This is a genomic window from Ruegeria sp. CDSA246 (assembly GCF_059611225.1).
Genome location: NZ_JBXWPD010000001.1, coordinates 106906 through 131027, shown reverse-complemented (window position 1 = coordinate 131027; position 24122 = coordinate 106906). Strand labels below are relative to the sequence as shown.

Genomic DNA, 24122 nt, shown 5'->3' with positions numbered 1-24122 from the left:
AGGCGCGTGTTGCTGGTCAGAATTGACGCTAAGTGTGGTTTGACATGTGTTGCAAAGAACAAGGTGGTTCCTTTGGTAAAACCGTTCGAACCACCCTACCCTCATTCAGGTCAAAACCAATGCACCTACACGGCAACTTGACGAAACGTTTTCTGACCTCAGAGCCCGTATAACCCGCCAAATTTCTGTTCCAGATACCCGAGTAACGGGTCAGGTCCGGGTTCCATACCGCTTGCACGCTGAATGGTCTCGCGTGGAGCGTAAAGCCCGCCATGTTGCTGCACATTCTCGTGCAGCCAATCGGTTGCGCCTGACGTGTCACCTGCTGCCAGTTGCGCATCCAGTTCCGGCACAGCGTTCCGCAACGCTTGGTAAAGGCATCCTGCATAGACATTGCCCAGCGAATAGGTTGGGAAATAACCAAACAGACCCACTGACCAGTGCACATCCTGCAGACATCCGTTCGAAGGTTTGTCGACCGCATATCCGAAATCCGCCTTGAAACGGTCGTTCCACGCGGCCTCAAGATCATCCACTTGGAGGTCACCGGCCATCAGCGCGCGTTCCAGATCAAAGCGCAGCATGATGTGGAGGTTGTATTGCACCTCATCCGCCTCGGTGCGGATATAACCGTTGTGAACACCGTTGACCGTTGCATAGAACGTATCCGCGTCGGTGATGCCAAAATCGCCAAACGCGTCTTTCATTTGGCCAAACAGCCAACCGGTAAAGGCTCGGGATCGGCCCAGTTGGTTCTCGTAAATCCGGCTTTGGCTTTCATGCACACCCATCGACACACCCCGCCCCAAAGGCGTCAGGGCGTAGGCTGGATCAATCCCTTGTTCATAGGCGGCATGGCCGACCTCGTGAATCGTCGAATAGAAACAATTGAACGGATCGGTTTCACTTGTCCGGGTGGTGATCCGAACATCCGAGCCACTGCCCGAGCTGAACGGGTGAACAGCCTTGTCGATGCGGCCTGTATTCAGGTCATACCCGAAAGTGGTTGCCAGTTTTTCCGACAATTGCATCTGTTTCAGCTCATCGAAACTCCCCGTCAAAGCCTGAGGCGCAGATTTTTCCAGAACAGCGGCGCGCAGTGCTACCAGACGCGGGCGCATCTGGTCAAAGATTTCGGCGATTTGCGATCCGGTTGTGTAAGGCTCATAATCCTCGACCATCGCGTCGTAGATATTGCCACCCTGCGCCAGTGCAGCGCCTTCTTCACGCTTTAGCGCCACGACCTCATCCAGCACGGGCAAGAAAGCGGCGACATCTTCGTCTGCGCGGGCCTGCGCCCAGGTTCCCTGTGCTGCTGACGTCACGCGCGCAATGGCCGTTGCCAAATCGGCAGGCACCTTGACCGTCCGTTCATAGGACCGGCGGATTTCGCGCAATTGCGCCTGACCGACCTGGTCCTGAGGGTCGGCTTGTTCCAGCCATTCAGCCACACGGGAATCGGATCGGCGCGCGTGCAAAACCGCTTCAATCGCTGCCATTTCCTCGGCCCGCTGCGACGCGGCCCCCCGGGGCATCACCGTTTCCTGATCCCAGCCCAAACGCCCGGCAATTTCGCCAAGAGCTGAGGTTTCGCGCTGAAATGCCGTCAAATCGTCATATGCACTCATGGAATTCAGGCTCCGCGCAAAGAGGTTGCTATTGGGTAAGCGGTCAGGAACCGCGCCCGCAGGATAAGGGTCCAGACGACGACGGCCATGAACTGGTGGAAGATGGCGATCTGCCACGGGGCTGCGTAGATCACGGTCGCGATCCCAATCACCACCTGCAGCGAAAGCGCTGCGAAGGCCGCGTTGAAGGCAAAGCGAGTTTGCGGATGTGCACTAGTGCTGCCGCGCCGCCAGACGACGATGCCGAAGATGAACAGCAGATAGCCCGCGCAACGGTGGATGAACTGGACCAAACCCGGGCTTTCAAAGAAATTGCGCCACATCGGTTCGAGCATCGTCATGTCAGGCGGCAGAAGCTGACCACCGATCAGCGGCCAATCGGTATAAGACCGCCCGGCGTCGATCCCGGCGACAAGCGCACCAATGAGTATTTGCAAAAAGGCGAAATGCATCAACCCGGTGGATAGCGAGAACAATTTCGCCTCTTTGGCGCGTCGGGCCTGCATCAGGTCACGTTCGTCGCGGCCCAGCTCAAAGATGTACCATGCAAGGAAGCCGAGAATTACAAAAGCCAGCCCCAGATGAATCGCCAGACGATAGCTGGCCACAGCAATCATCCCCTCGCCCTGTGTCACGCCCGAGGCGACCATCCACCAACCGACTGCACCCTGAACACCGCCCAAAAGGCCCGGAATCAACAACTTACCGGTCCAGCCGGTTGGTATTTTCCGCGCGATAAGGAAGCCAAAGAAGCCAAGAGCCCAGACCAGCCCAATCACGCGCCCTAGCTGACGATGGCCCCATTCCCACCAGTAGATGGATTTGAAGTCACCCAGCTCCATCCATTGGTTCTGAATGCGCCACTGGTCGATTTGCTTGTATTTGTCGAACTCGGCTTGCCAGTCCGCCTCATTCATCGGCGGGATGGCCCCGGTAATCGGCCGCCACTCGGTGATCGACAACCCGCTGTCAGTCAGGCGGGTCAGCCCGCCCACAGCGATCATTACGACCACCAGCGCAAACAGGATCATCAGCCAGGCGCGAATGGCCTTGCGCGCACCCCCGCGGCCACGATCGATCATACCCGGTTGAACGGCTCGTTGTTTTTCAGTGTCTGAGACGTCTTCGAAGATGCTGCGCTTACCGCTCATGCTGTCCTCTTGTGCCTTGGATTTTGTCGCAAGCTAGGGTGAAGCGGAACATAGGTCCAGCCTCAGCCCTTGTCTTTCCAGCGGACCATCTGCCGCATGACCCCATGCAACATCTGCACATCCGCCCGCGTCATGCGCATCCGCGACCAAAGGTTGCGCAGGTTGGTCTTCATACCGTCGGCCTTTTCGGGCGGATAAAAGAACCCCGCCTCTTCCAGCCGGTCCTCGTAATGTTCGACCAGTTTCTCGACCTCGATGCCTGTTGCCCAGTCGCCTTTGCCCAGATCAGTGGCCTCATGAACCACATCGCCGGTTCGGCGCATCCACTCATAGGCGGTCAGAAGCACGCATTGGCCAAGATTCAGCGAGGCGTATTCCGGGTTTACCGGAACCGAGATGATCGCGTTTGCCTTGGCGATGTCTTCGTTTTCAAGCCCTGCGCGTTCCGGGCCAAACAGAACACAGACCTTTTCACCAGCAGCAACCTTTTCGGCAGCCAACTGCATTGCGCGTTCCGGGCTGTAGACCGGCTTGGTCAATCCACGCTGTCGCGCTGTGGTCGCAAAAACAAAAGTGCTGTCGGATAGCGCACCGGCCAGATCGTCATATAGCTGCGCCTCATCCAACAGACGCCCGGCACCGCTGGACATCGCCACAGCCTTGGGGTTCGGCCATCCGTCCCGAGGTGCCACGATCCGCATCCGATCCAGCCCGAAATTCCACATCGCCCGCGCGGCGGCACCGATGTTTTCACCCATCTGCGGGCGCACAAGCACGAATGAGGGCTGAGATTTATCGCTGGGCATGGCTGTCTCCGAAGGTTCCGCCTGCTCTAATCTGCGCGCACAGGCAGGGCAAGCCATCCGCGCCTTCATTTGGGCCGGAAACCAGCATAAAAGTTTGCTTCCCGGCCGCAATCCGCTAAACCGCGCAAAAGACTGAAAGCGAAGGACGCGCCAATGGACTCCCCCGAGCAGCCGCAGATTTACCTGATTACGCCACCCACCATCGAACTGAGCACCTTTACGAACCGTTTGGCCAGCGTGTTGGACGGGGCAGAGATCGCTTGTATCCGATTGGCGCTGGCTGGTGGCGATGAAGACACCATCGCCCGCGCGGCGGACGCCTGCCGTGAGGTTGCCCATGCGCGCGATGTGGCGCTGGTTATCTCAAACCATGTTCTGCTGGCGCAGCGATTGGGGTTGGACGGGGTGCATCTGGATGACGCCGCGCGCTCGGTTCGGTTTGCACGAAAGGAATTGGGTGCGGACGCCATCGTTGGCAGCTTTTGCGGTGCGTCCAGCCATGATGGGATGACCGCGGGTGAGGCCGGCGCGGACTATGTCGCCTTTGGACCGGTGGGCGCGTCAACGCTGGGTGATGGCACCATGGCCGAAATGGATCTGTTCCAGTGGTGGTCTGAGACGATCGAAGTTCCAGTCGTTGCCGAGGGTGGCCTGAATCCCGACTTGGTTCGCGATCTGGCCCCCTGCACCGATTTCTTCGGAATTGGGGACGAGATTTGGTCACAGGATGACCCTCTGGCCGCGCTGAAGGATCTGACTGACGCGATGCGCTGATCGGTGCGAGCGTTAACGCTTGCACCTTCGCCGGGGCTGCGGCATGACGACGACATGACTCAGAACAGCGACATCCTTTGTATCGGCTCGGTTCTTTGGGACGTGATTGGCCGGTCCGCCAGCGCCATGCGGCAGGGCTCGGACGTGCCGGGGCGGATCACCCGCCTGCCCGGCGGCGTGGCCATGAACATCGCCATGACGCTTGTGCGCTTTGGCATGACCCCCACCTTGCTGACCGCCATCGGGCGCGATCCCGAGGGAGATGAATTGGCAAACGCCTGTTCCCGACTAGGCATGGTGACGGATCACATTTACCGTTCGCAGGATTTGCCGACCGATCGTTACATGGCGGTCGAAGGGGCCAACGGCTTGATAGCAGCCATCGCTGATGCGCATTCGCTTGAAGCCGCGGGTGCCAAAATCCTGCGTCCACTGATGCACGGGCCGCTAGGGTACGAAAACGAGCCGTTCGAAGGCCCAATCGCGCTGGACGGGAACCTGACCCTGAACTTGCTTGAGGAAATCGCCCAAAGCCCCGCCTTTGCGCGCGCCGATCTGCGTGTGGCACCGGCCTCGCCCGGTAAAGCCGAACGTTTGCTGCCGTTCCTGAAACATGCGCGGGCCACGCTGTATGTGAACCTCGAAGAAGCCGGCATCCTGTGCCAGCGCGAATTCAAGGATTCCGAAAGCGCCGCCAAAGGCCTGCTGGATCGCGGCGCGCTGCGGGTGTTGGTCACCGACGGCGGAAGCTCGGCCACGGTTGGTAATGCGGATGAAATCCTGACCCAAACACCACCGTCCGTTTTGGTTACCCGCGTAACCGGCGCAGGCGACACATTCATGGCGGCCCACATCGCCTCAGAATCCGACGGAGCATCGAGCGAAGAGGCCCTGGCCCGCGCTTTGCACGCCGCCGCAACATACGTATCCGGAGAAACCCCACTGTGATCGACATTCAATATTCCGCCGAAGTCCGTGCTGCCAAGGACGCAGGCCAGCCTATCGTGGCACTGGAAAGCACCATCATCACCCACGGGATGCCTTACCCTCAGAACATCGAGGTTGCGGCACAGGTCGAACAGGACATCCGCGACGCGGGCGCAATTCCGGCAACCATGGCCGTGATCAAAGGCAAACTGCATGTGGGCCTTGAGGCTGATGAGCTGAAAGCGTTGGGTCAGGCGCAGGGCGTCGCCAAGCTGTCGCGCGCAGATATGGCCGCCTGCATGGCGACCGGCGGCACTGGCGCAACCACAGTCGCTGCGACGATGATTGCCGCCCATTATGCCGGGATTGAAGTGTTTGCCACCGGTGGCATTGGCGGCGTTCATCAGGGTGCCGAGACGACCTTTGATATCTCAGCCGATCTGCATGAGCTGGCCCAGTCTCCGGTTACAGTTGTGGCTGCGGGCGCAAAAGCCATCCTCGATCTGGCAAAAACGCTCGAGGTTTTGGAAACGCTGGGCGTTCCGGTCATCGCCTACGGGCAGGACGAATTCCCGGCCTTCTGGTCGGCCAAATCCCCTTATGCCGCGCCCCTGCGAATGGACAGTGCCGAGGAAATCGCCACGGCGCACGCCACACGCCGCGCGCTTGGCTTGCCCGGCGGCCAGCTTGTTGCCAACCCAATTCCGACCGCCGATCAGATCCCGGCCGAAGAACTGGCTCCCATCATTGCATCGGCACAGGCCGACGCAGATACACACCGGATCAGCGGCAAAGGCGTCACGCCGTACCTGCTGCAACGGATTTACGAACAGACCGAAGGGCGTTCGCTGACGGCCAACATCGCCTTGGTCCGCAACAACGCCCGACTGGCGGCCGGAATTGCTCGGGCGCTGTCCGACTGAACCGATTGACATAAGCCTATTGTACCAAGGCACCCAACTGCTTAACTAATTCGGCAGAAAACCGCTCAGGACCGCAATGAACACGCCATTTGACGAAGAACCACATCGCCGCCCGGGCCTGTTTTCGCGACTGCGCGCGTCTTTCCTGACGGGCATCGTCGTGATTGCGCCGGTGTGGCTGACCATTTGGCTGATCTGGTCCGTGGTTGGCTGGATCGACAGTGCGGTACTGCCCATAATTCCACAACGGTTCCAGCCGCAGGAATATGTGGGCATCAACCTGCGCGGTGTCGGCGTTGTCATCTTCCTGATCTTCACTGTTCTGGTCGGATGGATCGCCAAAGGTATTCTGGGCCGGTCCCTGATCCAAATTGCCGAAAGCCTTGTCAGCCGGATGCCCGTTGTTCGATCCGTCTATTCCGGGATCAAACAGATCTCGGAAACGGTGTTTGCCCAGACTGAACGGTCATTCGAAAAAGCATGCCTGATCCAATACCCCCGCCGCGGCATCTGGGCAATCGGTTTCGTCTCTACCGCGGCAAAAGGCGAAGTCAGCGAGCGGGCTGAAACCGGGGGTGAACTGCTAGGTGTCTTCGTCCCGACCACGCCCAACCCGACCTCTGGCTTCCTATTGTTCTTCCCGGCCGAGGACGTGATCCTGTTGGATATGACAATCGAGGACGCCGCGAAGTTGGTGATTTCCGCAGGCCTTGTTTACCCCAACGAAAAAGACCCGACGCAGCCGCCCGAGTGATCAGCCAAACATCTCGGGCAGGTCGACGGTGCTGCGTGCGCCAAGATCGGCTTTGTGATCGCCGATGAACCGATGCGCCGCGGCGCGCCCGGCGTCCTTCAGCTTGTGCAGGATCACAGGGTTGGGAACCGTCTTGGTCGCCACAGACAGATCATTCATCAATTCGTCATCCGCAATCATGTGGACAAATACGCGGCTCATCTCTCCGGCCGTCAGCTTGCCGTCCGCCAACAGACGCTGAACAAAATTGATCGCCCGCAACTCGCGAAACAGGGATGAGTTAAAGCTGATCTCGTTGATCCGGTTCTGGATCTGCTGCGGAGTTTTTGGCACCTCATCGCGCTCAAGCGGGTTGATGTTCACGACCACGACGTCTTCAGGCAAATCACTGTTAAACAAAGGATAAAGCGCCGGGTTTCCAGTGTAACCACCATCCCAATATGCCTCGGTCCGGCCCGAGCTGGGGTCAAATATCTCGACGGCCTGAAACAGGCTAGGCAGGCAGGCCGAGGCCAAAATGGCATCCGTTGAAATCTCTTCCCCGGTGAACACCCGGATCTTGCCGCTGCGCACACAGGTCGCGCAGACAAACAACAGGGGTCCCTGATCCGTGCAAATCTCATCAAAGTTGAACCGATCGACAACCGGTTCCAGAGGATTGCGGTAAAACGGACCATAAGCATATGGCGACACTAGCCGCGACCAGGCATCACCAACCGAGAATGGCAGCGAATACTCCATCGACTGGGCAATCTGCGCAGGCTCCAGCGCCTGCATCCAGTTGGCAAGGCGCATATCACCCACCGCGCCCATCCGTGCCCATAGCCCGTCCAGACTGGCCCGTGCGCCATCACGTCCGTTGTGCACCATCCCGGATTTGAAAGCAGCGCCATTCAGCGCCCCGGCCGAGGTCCCAGTGATGGCCGCGACCTCGATATCCTCTTCGTCCAGCAGCCTGTCCAGAACGCCCCAGGTAAAGGCACCGTGCGCACCCCCACCCTGCAAAGCCAGATTGATCCGTTTCACTATTCCACCCCTTCATCTTTTTCAAAATACTCCGGGGGTGCGGGGGCAACGCCCCCGTGAAACCTCACAACGCTGTCCAACCGCCATCGACCGAGATCGTGGTCCCGGTGATCTGTGCTGCCGCATCCGAGCACAGGAAGATCGCGGTGCCACCCAATTGCTCGACCGTGGCGAATTCTTTCGAAGGTTGCCGTTCAAGCATCACGTTCTTGATCACGTCCTCACGGCTCATGCCGTATTCCTTCATGGTTCCTGGGATCTGTGCCTCGACCAATGGTGTCAGGACGTATCCCGGGCAGATCGCATTGCATGTGATCGGCTCCTGCGCAGTCTCCAGCGCCACGGTTTTGGTCATGCCAACCACGCCGTGTTTTGCCGCGACATAGGCCGCCTTGAACGGAGACGCTGTTAACCCGTGTGCCGAGGCGATATTCACAATACGTCCCCACCCAGCTTTGCGCATCATTGGCAGCGCCGCGGCCATCGTATGAAAAGTCGAGTTCATATTGATCGCGATGATCGCATCCCACTTTTCGACCGGAAATTGATCAACCGGCGCAACATGCTGAATGCCCGCGTTGTTCACCAGAATATCACATGCCCCCGCCTTTTCGATCAGCGCGCGGCATTCTTCACCCTTAGACATGTCCGCCTTGATATAGCGTGCGCTGGTCCCGGTCTCTTTCGAAATCTCAGCGGCCAGCGCATGATCTTCGTCGCGGTCGGTAAATGAATTCAGCACCACGTTAGCCCCGGCCTTCGCCAGCTCGCGCGCGACGCCTAATCCGATCCCTGAATTCGATCCGGTGATAATGGCTGTTTTTCCCGAAAGGCTCATGGCCGAACTCCCACAAAGTCAACTTTGGCGACACAGTGCCATGCTGCAGCTGCAAAGAAAACGGGGAAACATTCGGGCGACGCATCCTACGTCAGATCCGGACAAAAAAAACGCCCGCACGAAGCGGGCGTTAAGTTATTGAGGCAGGTTTCATACAGGCAAGAAACCTATCGAGCAGTGCATCCTTTATAAGCAATTTCTTGTGTTCGTCCAAGCTAAAAGTTTGAAAACAAGAAAAATCATAGCTACGATGAATCCCAACAAAATAAGGCCAGAGCAGGATTGTTTCCAAAATGAGCCCCGATTTTCTACGCCCCGTTCGCCCATTGATCGCGGGAATCACTGCACTTTTGAGCACGTCAATTGCTTATGCAGAATCGACCCATGGCATAGCTATGTATGGTGACCCCGCCTTACCACCGGATTTTGTGTCCCTGCCCTACGCAAATCCGGACGCGCCAAAAGGCGGGAAAGTCGTGTTCGGAAATACGGGCGGCTATAACAGTTTGAACCCGTTCGTGCAAAAAGGCAGCTCGCCCTGGCAATTGCGATTTTGGACCCACGAGGGCCTGATGGGCCGATCCTGGGACGAACCTTTCACTCTTTACGGGCTGTTAGCCGAATCAGTTGAGACAGCGCCGGACCGGTCCTGGGTCGAATTCACCCTGCGTGAGAACGCAGAATTCTCGGATGGTACACCAGTCACAGTGGATGATGTCATCTGGTCGTATGAGACTTTGGGAACCGAAGGCCACCTGCGTTATCGCGGGCTGTGGAGTAAGATTGACAGTATCGAACAGACCGGTCCCCGCTCGGTGCGCATCACCTTTAACGAACCCGACCGCGAGCTTGCCCTGATCGCCGGCCTGCGCCCGATCCTGCAGAAAGCCCAGTGGGAAGGTAAAGATTTTGCCAATGCCGGGTTGCATGACATTCCGGTCGGGACCGGGCCCTACGTCGTCGACAGCTATGAGGCCGGTAGATACGTGAACCTTAAGCGGAACCCGGATTATTGGGGCACTGACATCCCCTTCCGTAAAGGCACCATGAATTTGGACGAAATGCGGATCGAGTTCTACGGCGACGGCACTGTTCTGTTCGAGGCCTTCAAAGCCGGAGAACTGACCGCGGTACGTGAATTCAATGCCGACAAATGGGCCAACCAATACAATTTCCCGGCCGTCCAGCGTGGTGATGTGGTCAAGACCGAGATCCCGCACGGCAAGCCCTCGGGCATGACCGGGTTTGTCATGAACACCCGCAAAGCACCGTTTGACGACTGGCGTGTCCGCGAGGCGCTGACGCTGGCGTTCAATTTCGAATTCATCAACGACACGATTACCGGCAACGCGCAGCCGCGTATCTCATCCTATTTCTCGGGCTCGGACCTTGCGATGCAGCCCCGTCCGGCAAGTGGTCGCGTCGAAGAGCTGCTGATGGAATTCAAGGACGACCTGCCTCCGGGAACGCTTGAAGGCTATACATTGCCGGAAAGTGACGGATCGGCCCGCAATCGTTCGAACATCCGCGCCGCCACCAAACTGTTGGCCGAGGCTGGCTGGACCATCCAGGACGGCGTGCTGCGTAACGAAAACGGCGATGCCTTTACCGTGACCGTGTTGCTGCAACAGGGCGACACCGAAAGCGAAACGGCAATCGAGATCTACACGCGCGCACTGGAACGTCTTGGCATCGCGGTGAGCACCGAGCAGGTCGACAGCGCCCAGTTCACCAGCCGTACATCCGAGTTGGATTTCGACATGACCTATTTCCGTCGTGCGTTGTCCCTGTCACCCGGCAACGAGCAGCGCCTCTACTGGGGCAGCGAAAACGCGAATACTCCGGGCACGCGCAATTTGATGGGGGTGGCTTCACCCGCTGTGGACGGAATGATTGACGCCATGCTGGCCTCGGAAAGTCATGAGGATTTCGTTGCTGCAACGCGCGCGCTTGATCGTGTATTGACCGCCGGGCGCTATGTCATTCCGATCTGGAACTTTGATGTAGGCAGGATCGCCCACGCCAAGGAACTCAAGCAGCCGGAAAACTTGCCGATCTATGGCGATGGGCCAGAATACATGCCGCAGGTTTGGTGGTACGAACAGTAACGGGTCACGCGCAGCACCAAAGGGACGTGGGCGGAAATCGGCGCACAGCCTATTGGCACCGCATATTGCGGGTCGAGTTTTTGGTGCGCCAACATGTTGCAATTGCCCCAACGTCAAGTGCTCCCCTAAAAAACTCACACAAAAAGCTTTACTGAACTGGGTTTAGCGATATAGCTTGTGCATAAGCTGCAGTACGCTGCACGAATTGATTATTGCTTTGAATTTCAAAACGTAACTCTTCGTCCGGTGCGCAGCACATCGAATTTACGGACCGGCCTCCACTCACTCAAAATCAGGTCCGTCTGCCCGTTGCGGATAGGCTGCAACGGGCACTTTCGACCCCGACAAAAATCAAACCGCCTCCCGACCTCGGGTGCGACATTTTGTCATGCCCGAACGCCCTCACCACCTTCGTACGCTGGTTCTTGGGACGAGCGGTTTGAAACCATGAAAACGGAAAGCTGTCTAATGTTGAAATGGACCGATCTGACGCAAGACCTGGACGCAATGTATACGCGCGCCAAACGGAGATTTCCGAACCTGCGGGATCAGGACATGGTGCGGTTAAGCCAAGACCGCAAATGTTTCGAAGCGTATCTGGCCGAACGCCATCAACTGACTATGAACGAAGCCCACGAAGAGCTTGAGGACTTTTTGTTCACGGAAGGTTTGAACCGCGAATTCAGCCGGTCGTTAAGTAAGTGATGTTACCCACAGGATCATTGCATCTTCGTCGCTGACCGAGATTACATTGTGCCCCATGCTCCCGTCGTAATAGGCGCTGTCGCCGCGGCGCATTTCGACTGGTTCATAAAACTCGGTGTAAAGGCGCACAACACCCGTCAAGACATACAAGAACTCTTCGCCGTCGTGGCGGACCCAGCCGTCGAACTCATCCATTGACCGCGCGCGGACACGGGCCCGATAAGGCAACATCTGCTTTTTGGTCAGCGTTTCGGCAAGCAGTTCATGTTCATAGGTGGTTGTGGGATGGGCAGACCCTTCGCCCATGCGCGTCACGGCCATCCGACCGATCACCTGGTCCCGCTGTGGCGCCGTAAACAGCTGCGGCACGGAGATCTCAAGACCGGTCGCAAGCTTTTTCAGCGCGTCATAGGTGGGCGACATCTGACCATTTTCGATCTTGCTGAGCGTAGAACGTGCCAGACCAGCCTGCGTGGCCGCCTGTTCAAGCGTCCATTTCCGCGCTTTCCGCAGCTCGCGCACACGCGCGCCGAGGTCCAGTGGTTCAACTTCCGTATGTTCGCCCGAGTCCCGGGCAATGCGGATCAGAGATGTCTGGTCTTGGGTGCTCATGCGTCATTCTATAGGCGCAGCCCGCCGTGCTTGCAACGCAGCAGTGGTCGCGCTAGCCAGTTGCCATGCTTTCTATTTTTGATCAGGGGCCGCCGCCGGCCTGCCCGTCTCCGTTCAATCTGGCAGCGCATGTACTGCGCTGTGCGGACAGGCTTTCGGACAAGACCGCCCTGTCTGTTCTAGGGTCCTCGGATACCGAGCATTGGACGTATAGCGAGTTGCAGCAGGCCATTCTGGGAACTGGCACAGGGTTGTTGAATGCCGGTTTGAAGCCCGGCGATATCGCGTTGATGCGGCTTGGAAACACGGTCGATTTCCCGATTGCCTATCTCGGAGCGATTGCTGTCGGCATCGTCCCGGTCCCAACGTCATCGCAGCTGACCGATCCGGAAACAGAGCGCATGATCAACGATCTCAGACCTGCCGCCATTCTGCGTGACCCACAGGTTGCGTGCGCCGCGCATCCGGTTCAGATTGACCTGTCCGATTTGGCCGGAATGCGTGATCTGCCTGCTGCAGAATATCAAATGGGCGACCCGGAACGGATGGCCTATGTCGTCTATACTTCGGGCACATCGGGAAAACCGAGGGCTGTGGCCCACGCCCATCGTGCCATCTGGGCGCGTCAGATGATGGTGGATGGCTGGTACGGGCTGCGTGAAACCGATCGCCTGTGTCACGCAGGCGCGTTCAACTGGACCTATACCTTGGGCACCGGTCTGATGGATCCGTGGACCATTGGCGCAACGGCTCTTATCCCTGCGCCGGGCACCGATCTGGACGCTCTACCTGCCCTGCTACGCCATCATCAAGCTACCATCTTTGCGGCAGCACCGGGCGTATTCCGTAAGGTGGTGAGCTCAACAGACGACGTCGACCTGCCGGAATTGCGGCATGGGTTATGCGCCGGAGAAAAACTGTCACGGCATCTGCATGAACAGTGGACGCAAGCGACCGGCACTGAACTCTACGAGGCCTATGGCATGTCAGAGTGTTCGACTTTCATTTCGTCCAGCCCGGCGCATCCAGCGCGGTCCGATGCATTGGGCCAACCGCAGCCTGGCCGCCGTGTGGCTATCCTGGGACCTGACGGTCCCGTACCTCAGGGTCAGGAAGGCACCATTGCCATACACAGGTCCGACCCCGGTCTGATGCTGACCTATCTCAACGCCCCGGACGAGGCCGAAGCCCGGATGCAGGACGACTGGTTCCTGACCGGCGATCAAGGGGCCATGGCCGTGGATGGCCAGATCACCTATCTGGGTCGCGATGACGATATGATGAATGCGGGCGGCTATAGGGTGTCACCGGTTGAGGTCGAGGCGGCGCTGTCCCGGTATCCCGGCATCGCGCAGGTCGGAGCTGCGGCAGTCGAGGTCAAACAGGACACATTTGTGATAGCAGCCTTCTATACAGGACCGGAAAAGCTGGACGACAACGCCCTGCGTAATTATGTCGAGGCAAATCTGGCGCGCTATAAGCAACCGCGCGCCTTTATCCATCTGCCTGACCTGCCCACCGGCGGGAACGGGAAACTTCTGCGCCGGGCGCTGCCGGCCTATTTCAAGGCGACCAACCCATGACCGAGACCGTCAAGCTTGATATCATGTCCGACCCGATTTGCCCGTGGTGCTATATCGGCAAAACCCATCTGGACAAGGCGCTCGCGGCGATCCCGGACCATCCGTTTGTGATCGAATGGCATCCGTTCCAGTTGAACCCCGACATGCCGGATGCCGGGATGGATCGCCGCGAGTATCTCGAACGCAAGTTCGGGGGCAAGGAAGGCGCGGTGCGTGCCTATGCTCCGGTCGTTGATCATGCCGAGAACGCAGGCCTTAAGATCGACTTCGAAGGCATGGAGCGCACGCCCAACACACTGGACGCGCACCGCCTGATCCATTGGGCCGGGATTGAAGGCAAACAGAACGCCGTAGTCGATGCGTTGTTCGATGCCTATTTCGTGCAGGCCCGCGATATCGGCGATCATGAGGTTCTGGCCGATATTGCCGACAATGCGGGAATGGACGCAGCGGTCGTGCTGAAACTGCTGAAATCCGACGCGGACCGCGAGGATATCAGCAACCGTGACAGCCATTCCAGGAAGATGGGCGTCAGCTCTGTCCCGACGTTCATCGTTGCCAATCAACATGCCGTCCCCGGGGCGCAACCCCCTGAAATGTGGGAAAAAGCGATTGCTGAAATCATGTCTCAACTTGAGGCTTCCGCCGCAAATTAGCACAGACCTCTGTGCAATTTGACACCTAGCGTCAACTGATTTGCCGTGATAGCGCGAACAGATCAGGAGGGCGTTATGGCCAATCGCATGTCACGGGGTGAGTTCATAGCACTTGTCGCAATGATGTTTGCGACGATCGCGTTTTCGATCGATTCCATGTTGCCGGCGCTGCCAAATATCGGCGCGCAACTCAGCCCCGACGACGTCAACAAAGCCCAGTTGATCCTGACCTCGTTTGTGTTGGGCATGGGGATTGGCACATTTTTCACCGGTCCGCTGTCCGACGCCTTTGGCCGCAAGCCAGTGATCTATGTCGGATCGGCACTGTATATCATCGCAGCGGCGGCTGCCTGGGCCAGTTCATCACTCGAAATGCTATTGGTCGCCCGTATCTTCCAGGGGATCGGATGTGCGGCCCCGCGCGTGGTGGCCATGGCAATTATTCGCGACCTGTATTCGGGTCGCGAGATGGCGCGGATTGTATCGATTGCGATGATGATCTTCACCTTGGTCCCGGCGATTGCGCCAATGCTTGGTGCCGGCGTGATCGCACTGACCGGGTGGCGGGGTATCTTTGCTTCATTCATCCTGTTCTCACTGATCACCATCGTCTGGATGGGCCTGCGCCTTCCGGAACCCTTGTCGGTCGAGAACCGTCGCCCGCTGCGCCTGCCCCTTATACTGGACGCCGCACGCCAGATGTTCACACATCCAACTGTCCGACTGTCGATCTTGGTTCAGACACTGTGTCTGGGCATGTTGTTCACCATGTTGACGATGGTTCAACCGGTCTACGATGTCATCCACGACAGTGCCGACAGTTTTCCGTTCTGGTTCGGGTTCGTGGCGTTGATGGCGGGCTCAGCCAGCCTGTTAAACGCGGCACTCGTTATTAAATTGGGCATGCGCCGGATCGTGACATGGGCGTTAGGCGCGCAGGTCCTCTTTACCACAGCCATCATCGCCCTGAATGCCGCAGACCTTTCGCCCACGCTGTCCTTCGCCGTTTTTGTAAGCTGGCAAACGGCGGTTTTCTTTATGGCAGGCATGACTATGGGCAACCTGAACGCCATCGCGATGGAGCCAATGGGTCATATCGCGGGCATGGCGGCCTCGGTGATCGGAGCGATCTCGACCGTGTTTGCTGCCGCGATTGCGGCGCCTATCGGGCAGATGTTCGACGGGTCTATTACCCCGCTGGCTGTCGGCATCCTGGCCATGAGCGCCGCGGGCTTCGGCCTGATGCTGCATATGGGGCGGATCGAAAACAGGCTTCCAGCCTGATCTGTGCAGGAACGGTGAATCAGGCTAACATCTGCTCAATATGAGTGGAGTTTTTCAGTGAGCGACTATTACGATCTTGGCGCATATTCCTGTCCGATAACGACGGCCTCAACAAACGCACAGCTTTGGTTCGACCGGGGGCTGAATTGGACCTACGGCTACAACCACGACGAAGCTGTTGTGTGTTTTCAGCGCGCGCTTGAATTTGATCCTGACTGCGCGATGGCCCACTGGGGCGTGGCTTATGCCGCGGGCCCGAATTACAACCTGCCTTGGAACCTGCTGGATGACCGTGGACGGCGAAAGGCGCTGGCGCTGGCCTATGATGCCACGCAGAAAGCCGTGGCTTTGGCCGAAGGGTGCAGCCCGACGGAACAGGCTCTGATCCGCGCCCTACCCGCACGGTATCCACAGCGCGATCCTGTCGACGACATGCATAGCTGGGATCACGATTTTGCCGCCGCGATGCGCGTGGCCTTTGCAGAGCAGTCGGATCACCTCGATCTGCGCACCATCTATGTCGAGGCGTTGCTCAACCTGACCCCTTGGCAGATGTGGAACCTGAGAACCGGTGAGCCCGCTGAAGGCGCAGACACGTTGGAGGCGCAAAAAGCCCTGGAAGACGCAATGGCTGACGATCCGGCAGCCATGTCGCACCCGGGCTTGCTGCACCTCTATGTTCATCTGATGGAGATGTCGCCGACACCAGAAAAGGCGCTGAAGGCTGGGGATGTCCTGCGCACACTGGTTCCAGATGCAGGGCACCTGGTGCACATGCCCACCCATATCGATGTCCTGTGCGGGCATTATCAGAACGTCGTCCATTGGAACGAAAAGGCGACCGAGGCCGATCTGAAGTATTATGAGCGCGAAGGTGCGTTCAACATCTACACAGGCTATCGCCAGCACGACTATCACTTTGCTATCTACGGCGCGCTGTTTCTGGGTCAGATGGAACCCGCCCTGCGTGCCAATCAGGGCATCTGGGACACCACCCCCGAAGAGATGCTGCGCACCGAAAGCCCGCCCATGGCGGATTTTTTCGAAAGCTACATGTCGATGGGGCCGCATATCCTGATCCGGTTTGGCCGATGGGAAGAAGCAAAGGCCCTGCCCTTGCCCAAGGATCAGGACCTCTACCGTACTGTCACCGCAACCACCCATTACGCACGTGCAATCGCCTATGCGGCCACAGGTCAGGTGGCCGAAGCAGAGGCCGAAGAGCAACTGTTCCTTGCCGCTAAGGATCGGGTTCCGGAAACCCGGCTGCTGCACAACAACCGCGTGATCGACTTGCTGGACATCGCCCGCGAAATGCTGCGCGGAGAGATTGAGTATCGCAAAAGCAACTATGACGCCGCATTCGCGCATCTTAGGCGCTCGGTCAAATTGGACGACACGCTGCCCTACGACGAGCCTTGGGGTTGGATGCAACCCGCGCGCCACGCGCTTGGTGCGTTGTTGTACGAACAGGGCCACGTGCCCGAGGCCGAAGCAGTGTATCGCGAAGATCTAGGGCTTGGCGGCACTCTGAGCCGCGCCTCAATCCACCCCGACAATGTCTGGAGTTTGAAGGGCCTGCATGATTGTCTGAAAGCACGCGGTGAGACAGTTGAGATCAAATTGATCAAACAACGTCTTGATCTGGCGTTTGCCCGCGCTGACCGGGCCGTCGGGGCCTCGTGTTTTTGCGCGCAGGCAGCAATGAAGGCCGCAGAATGACCCGTGCACTGCTATTGTCTTTGTTGATTTGCGGCCCAGCCCTGGCTGACCGCCAGTCTTTTCCGCCGGTCGATGAAGCAGACCGCGATCCTACCCTCGTGGCCTTTCGGGAGAGTTTGTTGGCGAGCGTGGCCGCACGTGATACCGACACCGTTATCGCAGCTGCTTGCCCGGACATCTACCTCAGCCATGGCGGAAGCGGTGGGCCCGGGGAATTCCTTGAATACCTCGGCCCGGAAAACAGCTCTCTAGAAGACCAGATCCGCCAAGCCTATTGGAGCGATCTGGAAACCACCCTGTCCCAACCGGGCTATTTCGACGACGAGGGCGAGTTTTGGATGCCGCATCAATGGCAGATCACTTTGCCTGCCTCATTGGACCCTTACGTGGCCTACTTTGTGACCGGAGAGGACGTGACCCTTCGGCAAGCTGCCGAACCAGGATCCCCAGCGCTGAGCCTTATCAGCTACGAGATCGTCATCGTCCCGAACTATCGCGACGGTGCCGACTATCAACCGGTGATGCTGACTGACGGCACGCGGGGATTCATGCACGGCGACTTTCTATGGCCCATGACAGGTCACCGCGCCGCGCTTGTGAAATCGGACGCGGGCGAATGGCAATTGTGCACTTTCGTCAGCGGAGACTAGGCTTTCGCCTTTTTCTTCTTCGCTGCCATGACCTTTTCCGCCAGATCGCGGGCGATGGCAAATGCGCCTTTGATCTTGTCGCTGTCCTTCTTCCAATCGCGTCTGACGACGATCTTGTTGTCCTTGACCTTGGCCAAACCGCGCTGGTTCTGAATGAACTCTACCAAACCCTCCGGCGAGGCGAACTTGTCGTTGTGAAACTGGATTGTCGCGCCCTTCGGCCCGCCATCCAGTTTTGCAATCCCTGCGCGTTTGCACATCGCCTTGATGCGCACGACCAGCATCAGGGTGTTTACCTCTTTCGGCAGCGTGCCGAACCGGTCGATCAGTTCTGCGGCAAAACCTTCCAGCTCGACCTTGGTCGAAAGCGACGACAAGCGACGATAAAGCCCAAGGCGCACATCCAGATCGGGCACGTAATCTTCGGGGATCAGAACCGGCACGCCCAGATTGATCTGTGGCGCCCATTGATCGTCGGCTTCAGACAGCCCTTCCATCTCACCGGCTTTGATCTTGGCAATCGCCTCTTCCAGCATCGACTGGTAAAGTTCATAGCCGACGTCGCGCATCTGGCCGGACTGTTCCTCGCCCAGCAAGTTGCCCGCACCACGAATGTCCAGATCCTGCGATGCCAGCGTGAACCCGGCCCCCAGAGTATCCAGCGAGCCCAAAACCCGCAGGCGCTTTTCGGCTGTCGCCGTCAATTTCTGACGCGGCTTGGTGGTCAGGTACGCATAGGCACGGGTTTTGGAGCGACCCACCCGGCCTCGGATCTGATACAGCTGCGCCAGCCCGAACATATCTGCCCGGTGCACGACCATCGTGTTGGCGGTTGGAATATCCAGCCCGCTTTCCACAATCGTGGTCGCCAGAAGCACGTCGTACTTGCCGTCATAAAAGGCGTTCATCCGGTCGTCGAGTTCACCCGCCGCCATTTGCCCATGCGCCACCATATAAGTCAGCTCGGGCAGTTGTTCCTTTAGGAATTCTTCGATCTCTGGCAGGTCCGAGATGCGGGGAACAACGTAGAAGCTCTGCCCGCCTCGATAGTGTTCGCGCAGCAGGGCTTCGCGTATGGTCACGGCGTCGAATTCGCTGACATACGTGCGAATGGCAAGACGATCGATAGGCGGCGTGCCGATAATCGACAGGTCGCGCACGCCGGTCAGCGACAGCTGCAGCGTCCGTGGGATCGGCGTGGCGGTCAAGGTCAGCACGTGAATGTCTGAACGCAGCTGTTTCAGGCGTTCCTTGTGGCCGACGCCAAAATGCTGTTCTTCGTCGATGATCAACAGGCCCAGATTGTTGAACCGGATACCCTTGGCCAGCAACGCATGGGTGCCGATCACGATGTCGACGGTCCCGCGCGCCATACCATCACGGGTCTGCTGTGCATCTTTCGCGGACACAAACCGCGACAGCTGCCGCACTTCCAGCGGAAAGCCCCGGAACCGTTCCTTGAAACTGGCCGCGTGCTGACGCGCCAGCAATGTGGTCGGCGCAATCACGGCCACCTGAACACCGGACATCGCGGCGACAAAGGCCGCGCGCATGGCAACCTCGGTTTTGCCAAAGCCCACGTCACCACAGATCAACCGATCCATCGGTGCGCCGGAATGGATGTCCTCCATCACCTCGGAAATCGCGCGCAGCTGGTCGTCGGTTTCCTGATATGGAAAGCGGGCGCTGAACTCCTCCCACGCGTGGGGCGGTGGATCCATGACCGGAGCTTTGCGCAAAGCGCGTTCAGCGGCGATACGGATCAGCTTGTCCGCCATCTCGCGGATGCGTTCTTTCAGCTTGGCTTTCTTAGCCTGCCAAGCACCTCCACCCAAGCGGTCCAGCAGACCTTCGTCATGGCCGTATTTCGACAGCAGCTCGATGTTCTCAACCGGCAGATACAGCTTGGACTGTTCTGCATATTCCAACAGCAGGCATTCATGCGCGGCACCGGCGGCCGTGACCACCTCCATCCCCATGTACCGCCCGATCCCGTGGTCGACGTGAACCACCAGATCGCCTGGGCTGAGCGACTGGGCTTCGGTCAGGAAATTCTCGGCCTTGCGGCGCTTCTTGGGCTGGCGGATGAGGCGGTCACCCAGCACGTCCTGTTCAGCGATCACGGTCAGACCGGGGGTTTCAAACCCGTGCTCAAGCGCCCAGACAGCCAGATGCAATCCGCGTTTGCCGATCCGGGTGCCATTGGTGACAGGGACGGCTTCGGCCAGGCCCTCATCCTCGATCAACCCTGTTAGGCGCTCTCGTGCCCCTTCAGAATATGACGCAATCAAGACGGGCCCCTTGGCCATCTTGTCGGTGATATGGCTTGCCAAAGCACCAAACAGGCTGATGTTTTCCTGCTGCCGCTCTGGCGCGAAATTGCGTCCGATCCGCCCACCTGCATCGATCACACCGGGACCGCTGGCCTGAGGCAGCGGGCTGAACTGCATCACCCGCCTGTCCGCGACCGCCTGCTCCCATGCGGCATCGTCCAGATAGAGCAATCCAGGTGGTGTTGGCTTATACACCGTATCCATGCGCGAACGGTTTTCCAGTGCCAGACGCCGCGTTTCATACTGATCGGCAATTGTATCCCAGCGTGCCAGCCGCGTGGGTGTCACCTGATCATCCACGGTGATCGTCGCATCCGGCAGATAATCGAACAGGGTTTCCAGCTTTTCGTGGAAGAACGGTAGCCAGTGTTCGATGCCCTGATGCTTGCGGCCCGCGCTGATCGCCTCGTACAGCGGATCATCGGTGCCCGCGGCACCAAATTCGATGCGATAGTTTTGGCGGAACCGCGTTATGGCGGCGTCATCCAGAATGACCTCGGACACCGGGGCCAATTCGACAACATCCAGCTTTTCGGTCGTGCGTTGCGAGACCGGATCGAACCGGCGCGCGCCGTCCAGCACGTCTCCGAACAGATCCAAACGTACGGGACCGGATTCGCCCGGAGGGAAAATGTCGATGATTCCGCCACGAACCGCATAGTCGCCCGGCTCCATCACCGTCGGACTTTGCGTGAACCCCATGCGTACAAGGAAGTTCCGCAGCGCCGTTTCGTCGACGCGGTGATTCACGCGAGCGGTAAAGGCCGCCTCGCGCAGCACATCCCGCGCAGGCACCCGCTGGGTCGCGGCATTGAGTGTGGTCAGCAGGACAAACCGATCCGGCATCTGATGTACTAATGCCGCCAATGTCGCCACACGCGCCGCCGCAATGTCGGCGTTGGGTGACACCCGGTCATATGGCAGGCAGTCCCACCCCGGGAACACAAAGACCGGCATATCGGGGGCAAAGAAGGCCAGTGCGGCCCGCATTGCCTCCATCCGTTTGTCATCACGCGCGACGTGGCAGACCGGCCCGCCAACGCGCGCGATCTCATTCAGAACAAGCTGTGCGTCAAACCCTTCGGGAGCGCCGCCAACCGTCACATGGTTCGGAGCTGTCATCGCTTTGCCTTTCTGGTTTTCATCCCCCGAGAACGCCGATCGAGACGTTCTGGTACATACCCCAAAGTGACGTGATGACAATTGAGATCATGCCAATGATCTGGGTGTAAATCCTGCAGCGTACAAGGATCTTTGACACGCTTCCGAGCACCGGCTCGATGCCTTGCAACTTGCGCGCGGCGCGAATGTTGATCAGCATCACCAAACTCACGGGGAACAGCAACAAAAACACGGCCTGTGCAAATTCAACGCCATAGTAGAAACCCAACATCGCAAGCCCGGTAAAAAAGAAACAGCATAAAGCAAGAATAACCAGGCCTGACATATCAACGATGTAAAGCAGCCTGTTCCCATTGATCCGAACGATATCCAGCAGGTCCTGCTCGGACTGTCCGCCAACACGACGGGCACGTACAAGCAGATCGTAGGGAACCCCCATCGCCCAGTGGCTGGCCGACGACCAGAGCACCGCCAGCACGATCCAGTACCACAGATTCGAAAAGCTGCGCATGTCGATGAGTTCGAAAATCGAAGAGTGCAAATCCACGCATCAGCCCTTTGTTCATTGTCCTTGAGGCGTTCTTCGCGCAGGCGCGTCCAATGTTACCCTTGAGACCATCGGGAATTCATGCCACCCAATGCACGATTATTCAAGGAGAGCGCGACATGAAACCGACCATCGCCCCCTACCCCCTTACGCGATTTCGCCGGGCGCGCCAATCCGGCGCCATTCGTGGGTTGGTGCGAGAAAACGCGCTGACGACAGATGATCTGATCTGGCCGGTTTTTGTGCGCGATGGTGAAGGCATTGAAGAACCCGTACCTTCGATGCCCGGCGTTGTGCGGCGCTCGGTCGATCTGATCGCAAAGGCCGCAGTCGAGGCGCAGGCTATGGGCATCCCGGCGATCTGCATCTTTCCCTACACCGATCCCAATCTAAAAACCGAAGATTGCGCCGAGGCGTGGAACCCCGACAACCTGTCAAACCGGGCCATTCGGGCAATCAAATCTGCAGCCCCTGATATTGCCGTGATGACCGACGTGGCGTTGGATCCCTATAACATCAATGGCCATGACGGCTATGTCGTGGATGGCGAGATCGTGAACGATCAGACCGTCGAGGCGCTGGTCAAAATGACACTGGCGCAGGCTGAGGCCGGGGCCGACATCATTGGACCCTCAGACATGATGGATGGCCGCATCGGCGCAATGCGCCGCGCGCTTGAGGGTGCCGGGCACCACAACGTGATGATCCTCAGCTATGCCGCTAAATATGCCAGCGCATTCTACGGCCCCTTCCGCGATGCAGTGGGCGCGTCCGGTGCGCTGACCGGAGACAAGAAGACCTACCAGATGGACCCGGCCAATTCGAACGAGGCCCTGCGCCTGACCGAACGTGACCTGACAGAAGGCGCAGACATGGTGATGATCAAACCAGGCATGCCCTATCTGGATATCTGTCGCCGCGTGAAAGACACGTTTGGCGCGCCAACCTATGCCTATCAGGTGTCCGGTGAATACGCCATGATACAGGCAGCTGCGCAGAACAGCTGGATTGATGGTGAGAAGGTCATGCTGGAAAGCCTGCTGGCCTTCAAACGTGCAGGCTGCGATGGAATCCTGACCTACTTTGCACCGCAGGTCGCACGCATCCTTCAGGGCTAAAACCCCGGACGGTCGCGACTTTTCGCCGATTGTGAACGCTGTTGGACCAGCTTTCCCGTGACACACGGACGCAATCGGCGTATTCTTGCACACAAGATCGGGAACACCCGACACTTCAGGCAGTTTATACAGAGAAAAAAACATGAGCAGTTCCAACTCTCCCCGACTAAACCGTCGTGGCTTTGCGCTTGGCATGGCCGGGCTCACACTGACCGCAGCATGCGGAAACGGTGTAGGCAATTCCAATGCGGCCCAGATCGACGCCCGTGTGAACGTGACGTTGAACGAAATGTTCAGCAAGTACCCCAACACCGTCGAGATCGCCAACAAAGCCGACGGCATGCTGGTGATGCCCCTGATCACCGAGGCCGGGTTCATCTTTGGCGGTGCCTATGGCCAGGGCGCGCTGCGCATTAACGGTGCAACGGTCGACTACTACTCGGCCATATCCGGCAGTGCTGGTCTGCAGATCGGCGCGCAACAATATGCGCATGTCCTGTTCTTCATGACGCAGGACGCGCTGGATGACTTCCGCCGTTCCAGCGGTTGGACCGCAGGGGCGGATATCGGCTATGTCGTCGATGCCACCGGTGACTCGCTCTCGACCGACACAACCCAATTGCGTAAGCCAGTGTTGGCCGCCGTTTTCGGACAGGCTGGTCTGAAATTCGGCGCGACCGTCGAAGGCACCAAGTACACGCGCATCATCCCCTGATACAGAATACCACCCCCCCCTTTGCCACGAACCCCGCCACATGTTCAAAACCATATGGCGGGGTTATTCATCTCAACATGTTAACTCAACGTTCGCGCGGCGTTCCTCTTTCGGTTGCCCGGTCCTTCCAGTAGGGTTCA

Annotated in this window: 21 protein-coding genes; 13 read left to right on the top strand and 8 right to left on the bottom strand. The window is 58.4% G+C overall.

The genetic code is table 11. From position 1 onward, the window contains the following. Positions 1 to 158: 158 nt before the first annotated feature. The 3 genes from AC2FI9_RS00645 to AC2FI9_RS00635 all read right to left on the bottom strand — a co-directional run bounded on the left by AC2FI9_RS00645 (position 159) and on the right by AC2FI9_RS00635 (position 3585). Positions 159 to 1628, bottom strand: a complete 1470-nt coding sequence (locus tag AC2FI9_RS00645) for a carboxypeptidase M32 (protein ID WP_496764643.1) — start codon at positions 1626 to 1628, stop codon at positions 159 to 161. Positions 1629 to 1633: 5 nt separating this feature from the next. After that, positions 1634 to 2779 carry a heme A synthase gene (gene ctaA, locus AC2FI9_RS00640; RefSeq protein ID WP_496764641.1) on the bottom strand — a complete coding sequence of 382 codons (1146 nt, stop codon included), beginning with the start codon at positions 2777 to 2779 and terminating at the stop codon, positions 1634 to 1636. Positions 2780 to 2841: 62 nt separating this feature from the next. Next, entirely contained in the window at positions 2842 to 3585 is a 744-nt protein-coding gene (locus tag AC2FI9_RS00635; RefSeq protein ID WP_496764639.1) for an RNA methyltransferase, read from the bottom strand. Positions 3586 to 3738: 153 nt separating this feature from the next. Here AC2FI9_RS00635 and AC2FI9_RS00630 point away from each other — a divergent pair, with 153 nt between their 5' ends. The 4 genes from AC2FI9_RS00630 to AC2FI9_RS00615 all read left to right on the top strand — a co-directional run bounded on the left by AC2FI9_RS00630 (position 3739) and on the right by AC2FI9_RS00615 (position 6963). Continuing rightward, entirely contained in the window at positions 3739 to 4359 is a 621-nt protein-coding gene (locus tag AC2FI9_RS00630; protein WP_496764637.1) for a thiamine phosphate synthase, read from the top strand. A 54-nt stretch (positions 4360 to 4413) separates the two neighbouring features. Further along, the gene (locus AC2FI9_RS00625) at positions 4414 to 5307 is read left to right on the top strand and encodes a PfkB family carbohydrate kinase (RefSeq protein ID WP_113790158.1); all 894 of its coding nucleotides are present in this window, start codon (positions 4414 to 4416) and stop codon (positions 5305 to 5307) included. Continuing rightward, positions 5304 to 6209: a pseudouridine-5'-phosphate glycosidase gene (locus tag AC2FI9_RS00620; protein ID WP_496764635.1), complete on the top strand. Its 906-nt coding sequence runs from the start codon at positions 5304 to 5306 to the stop codon at positions 6207 to 6209. Before AC2FI9_RS00625 ends, AC2FI9_RS00620 begins: the two co-directional genes overlap by 4 nt. Before the next feature lie 76 nt (positions 6210 to 6285). Beyond that, positions 6286 to 6963, top strand: coding sequence for a DUF502 domain-containing protein (locus tag AC2FI9_RS00615; RefSeq protein WP_058278068.1), 678 nt, complete (start codon positions 6286 to 6288; stop codon positions 6961 to 6963). On the opposite strand, the gene AC2FI9_RS00610 is transcribed toward AC2FI9_RS00615, so the two are convergent. Together AC2FI9_RS00610 and AC2FI9_RS00605 are read right to left on the bottom strand one after the other, a co-directional pair. Next, a complete protein-coding gene (locus tag AC2FI9_RS00610; RefSeq protein ID WP_496765341.1) occupies positions 6964 to 7992 on the bottom strand; it encodes a patatin-like phospholipase family protein in 1029 nt (342 codons plus the stop codon). It lies immediately after the preceding gene. A 61-nt stretch (positions 7993 to 8053) separates the two neighbouring features. Beyond that, on the bottom strand, positions 8054 to 8827 hold the full coding sequence (locus AC2FI9_RS00605; RefSeq protein ID WP_282118313.1) for a 3-hydroxybutyrate dehydrogenase: 774 nt from the start codon (positions 8825 to 8827) through the stop codon (positions 8054 to 8056). A gap of 293 nt (positions 8828 to 9120) precedes the next feature. Here AC2FI9_RS00605 and AC2FI9_RS00600 point away from each other — a divergent pair, with 293 nt between their 5' ends. Both AC2FI9_RS00600 and AC2FI9_RS00595 read left to right on the top strand, forming a co-directional pair. Beyond that, positions 9121 to 10935: an extracellular solute-binding protein gene (locus AC2FI9_RS00600; protein WP_496764633.1), complete on the top strand. Its 1815-nt coding sequence runs from the start codon at positions 9121 to 9123 to the stop codon at positions 10933 to 10935. Between the two features lie 468 nt (positions 10936 to 11403). Further along, entirely contained in the window at positions 11404 to 11640 is a 237-nt protein-coding gene (locus tag AC2FI9_RS00595) for a hypothetical protein (RefSeq protein WP_496723024.1), read from the top strand. On the opposite strand, the gene AC2FI9_RS00590 is transcribed toward AC2FI9_RS00595, so the two are convergent. Beyond that, on the bottom strand, positions 11629 to 12252 hold the full coding sequence (locus AC2FI9_RS00590) for a helix-turn-helix domain-containing protein (protein ID WP_058271780.1): 624 nt from the start codon (positions 12250 to 12252) through the stop codon (positions 11629 to 11631). The genes AC2FI9_RS00595 and AC2FI9_RS00590 overlap by 12 nt on opposite strands. A gap of 65 nt (positions 12253 to 12317) precedes the next feature. On the opposite strand from AC2FI9_RS00590, the gene AC2FI9_RS00585 reads away from it, so the two are divergent. The 5 genes from AC2FI9_RS00585 to AC2FI9_RS00565 all read left to right on the top strand — a co-directional run bounded on the left by AC2FI9_RS00585 (position 12318) and on the right by AC2FI9_RS00565 (position 18147). After that, positions 12318 to 13835, top strand: coding sequence for a class I adenylate-forming enzyme family protein (locus tag AC2FI9_RS00585; RefSeq protein ID WP_496764631.1), 1518 nt, complete (start codon positions 12318 to 12320; stop codon positions 13833 to 13835). Further along, the gene (locus AC2FI9_RS00580; protein ID WP_496764628.1) at positions 13832 to 14491 is read left to right on the top strand and encodes a DsbA family oxidoreductase; all 660 of its coding nucleotides are present in this window, start codon (positions 13832 to 13834) and stop codon (positions 14489 to 14491) included. The genes AC2FI9_RS00585 and AC2FI9_RS00580 overlap by 4 nt, the downstream gene beginning before the upstream one ends. A gap of 75 nt (positions 14492 to 14566) precedes the next feature. Further along, positions 14567 to 15775: a multidrug effflux MFS transporter gene (locus AC2FI9_RS00575; protein ID WP_496764626.1), complete on the top strand. Its 1209-nt coding sequence runs from the start codon at positions 14567 to 14569 to the stop codon at positions 15773 to 15775. A gap of 57 nt (positions 15776 to 15832) precedes the next feature. Then, a complete protein-coding gene (locus tag AC2FI9_RS00570) occupies positions 15833 to 17497 on the top strand; it encodes a tetratricopeptide repeat protein (RefSeq protein ID WP_496764624.1) in 1665 nt (554 codons plus the stop codon). Then, positions 17494 to 18147 carry an SH3 domain-containing protein gene (locus AC2FI9_RS00565; RefSeq protein ID WP_496764622.1) on the top strand — a complete coding sequence of 218 codons (654 nt, stop codon included), beginning with the start codon at positions 17494 to 17496 and terminating at the stop codon, positions 18145 to 18147. The genes AC2FI9_RS00570 and AC2FI9_RS00565 overlap by 4 nt, the downstream gene beginning before the upstream one ends. On the opposite strand, the gene mfd is transcribed toward AC2FI9_RS00565, so the two are convergent. Together mfd and AC2FI9_RS00555 are read right to left on the bottom strand one after the other, a co-directional pair. Next, positions 18144 to 21602: a transcription-repair coupling factor gene (mfd, locus tag AC2FI9_RS00560; RefSeq protein ID WP_496764619.1), complete on the bottom strand. Its 3459-nt coding sequence runs from the start codon at positions 21600 to 21602 to the stop codon at positions 18144 to 18146. The two genes, AC2FI9_RS00565 and mfd, sit on opposite strands and share 4 nt — an antisense overlap. Positions 21603 to 21621: 19 nt before the next feature. After that, positions 21622 to 22149 carry a component of SufBCD complex gene (locus AC2FI9_RS00555; RefSeq protein WP_496723037.1) on the bottom strand — a complete coding sequence of 176 codons (528 nt, stop codon included), beginning with the start codon at positions 22147 to 22149 and terminating at the stop codon, positions 21622 to 21624. Between the two features lie 119 nt (positions 22150 to 22268). On the opposite strand from AC2FI9_RS00555, the gene hemB reads away from it, so the two are divergent. Together hemB and AC2FI9_RS00545 are read left to right on the top strand one after the other, a co-directional pair. Next, positions 22269 to 23267, top strand: a complete 999-nt coding sequence (hemB, locus tag AC2FI9_RS00550) for a porphobilinogen synthase (protein ID WP_496764617.1) — start codon at positions 22269 to 22271, stop codon at positions 23265 to 23267. 142 nt (positions 23268 to 23409) lie between these two features. Further along, positions 23410 to 23982, top strand: coding sequence for a lipid-binding SYLF domain-containing protein (locus AC2FI9_RS00545; protein WP_496764615.1), 573 nt, complete (start codon positions 23410 to 23412; stop codon positions 23980 to 23982). Positions 23983 to 24122 lie beyond the last annotated feature (140 nt).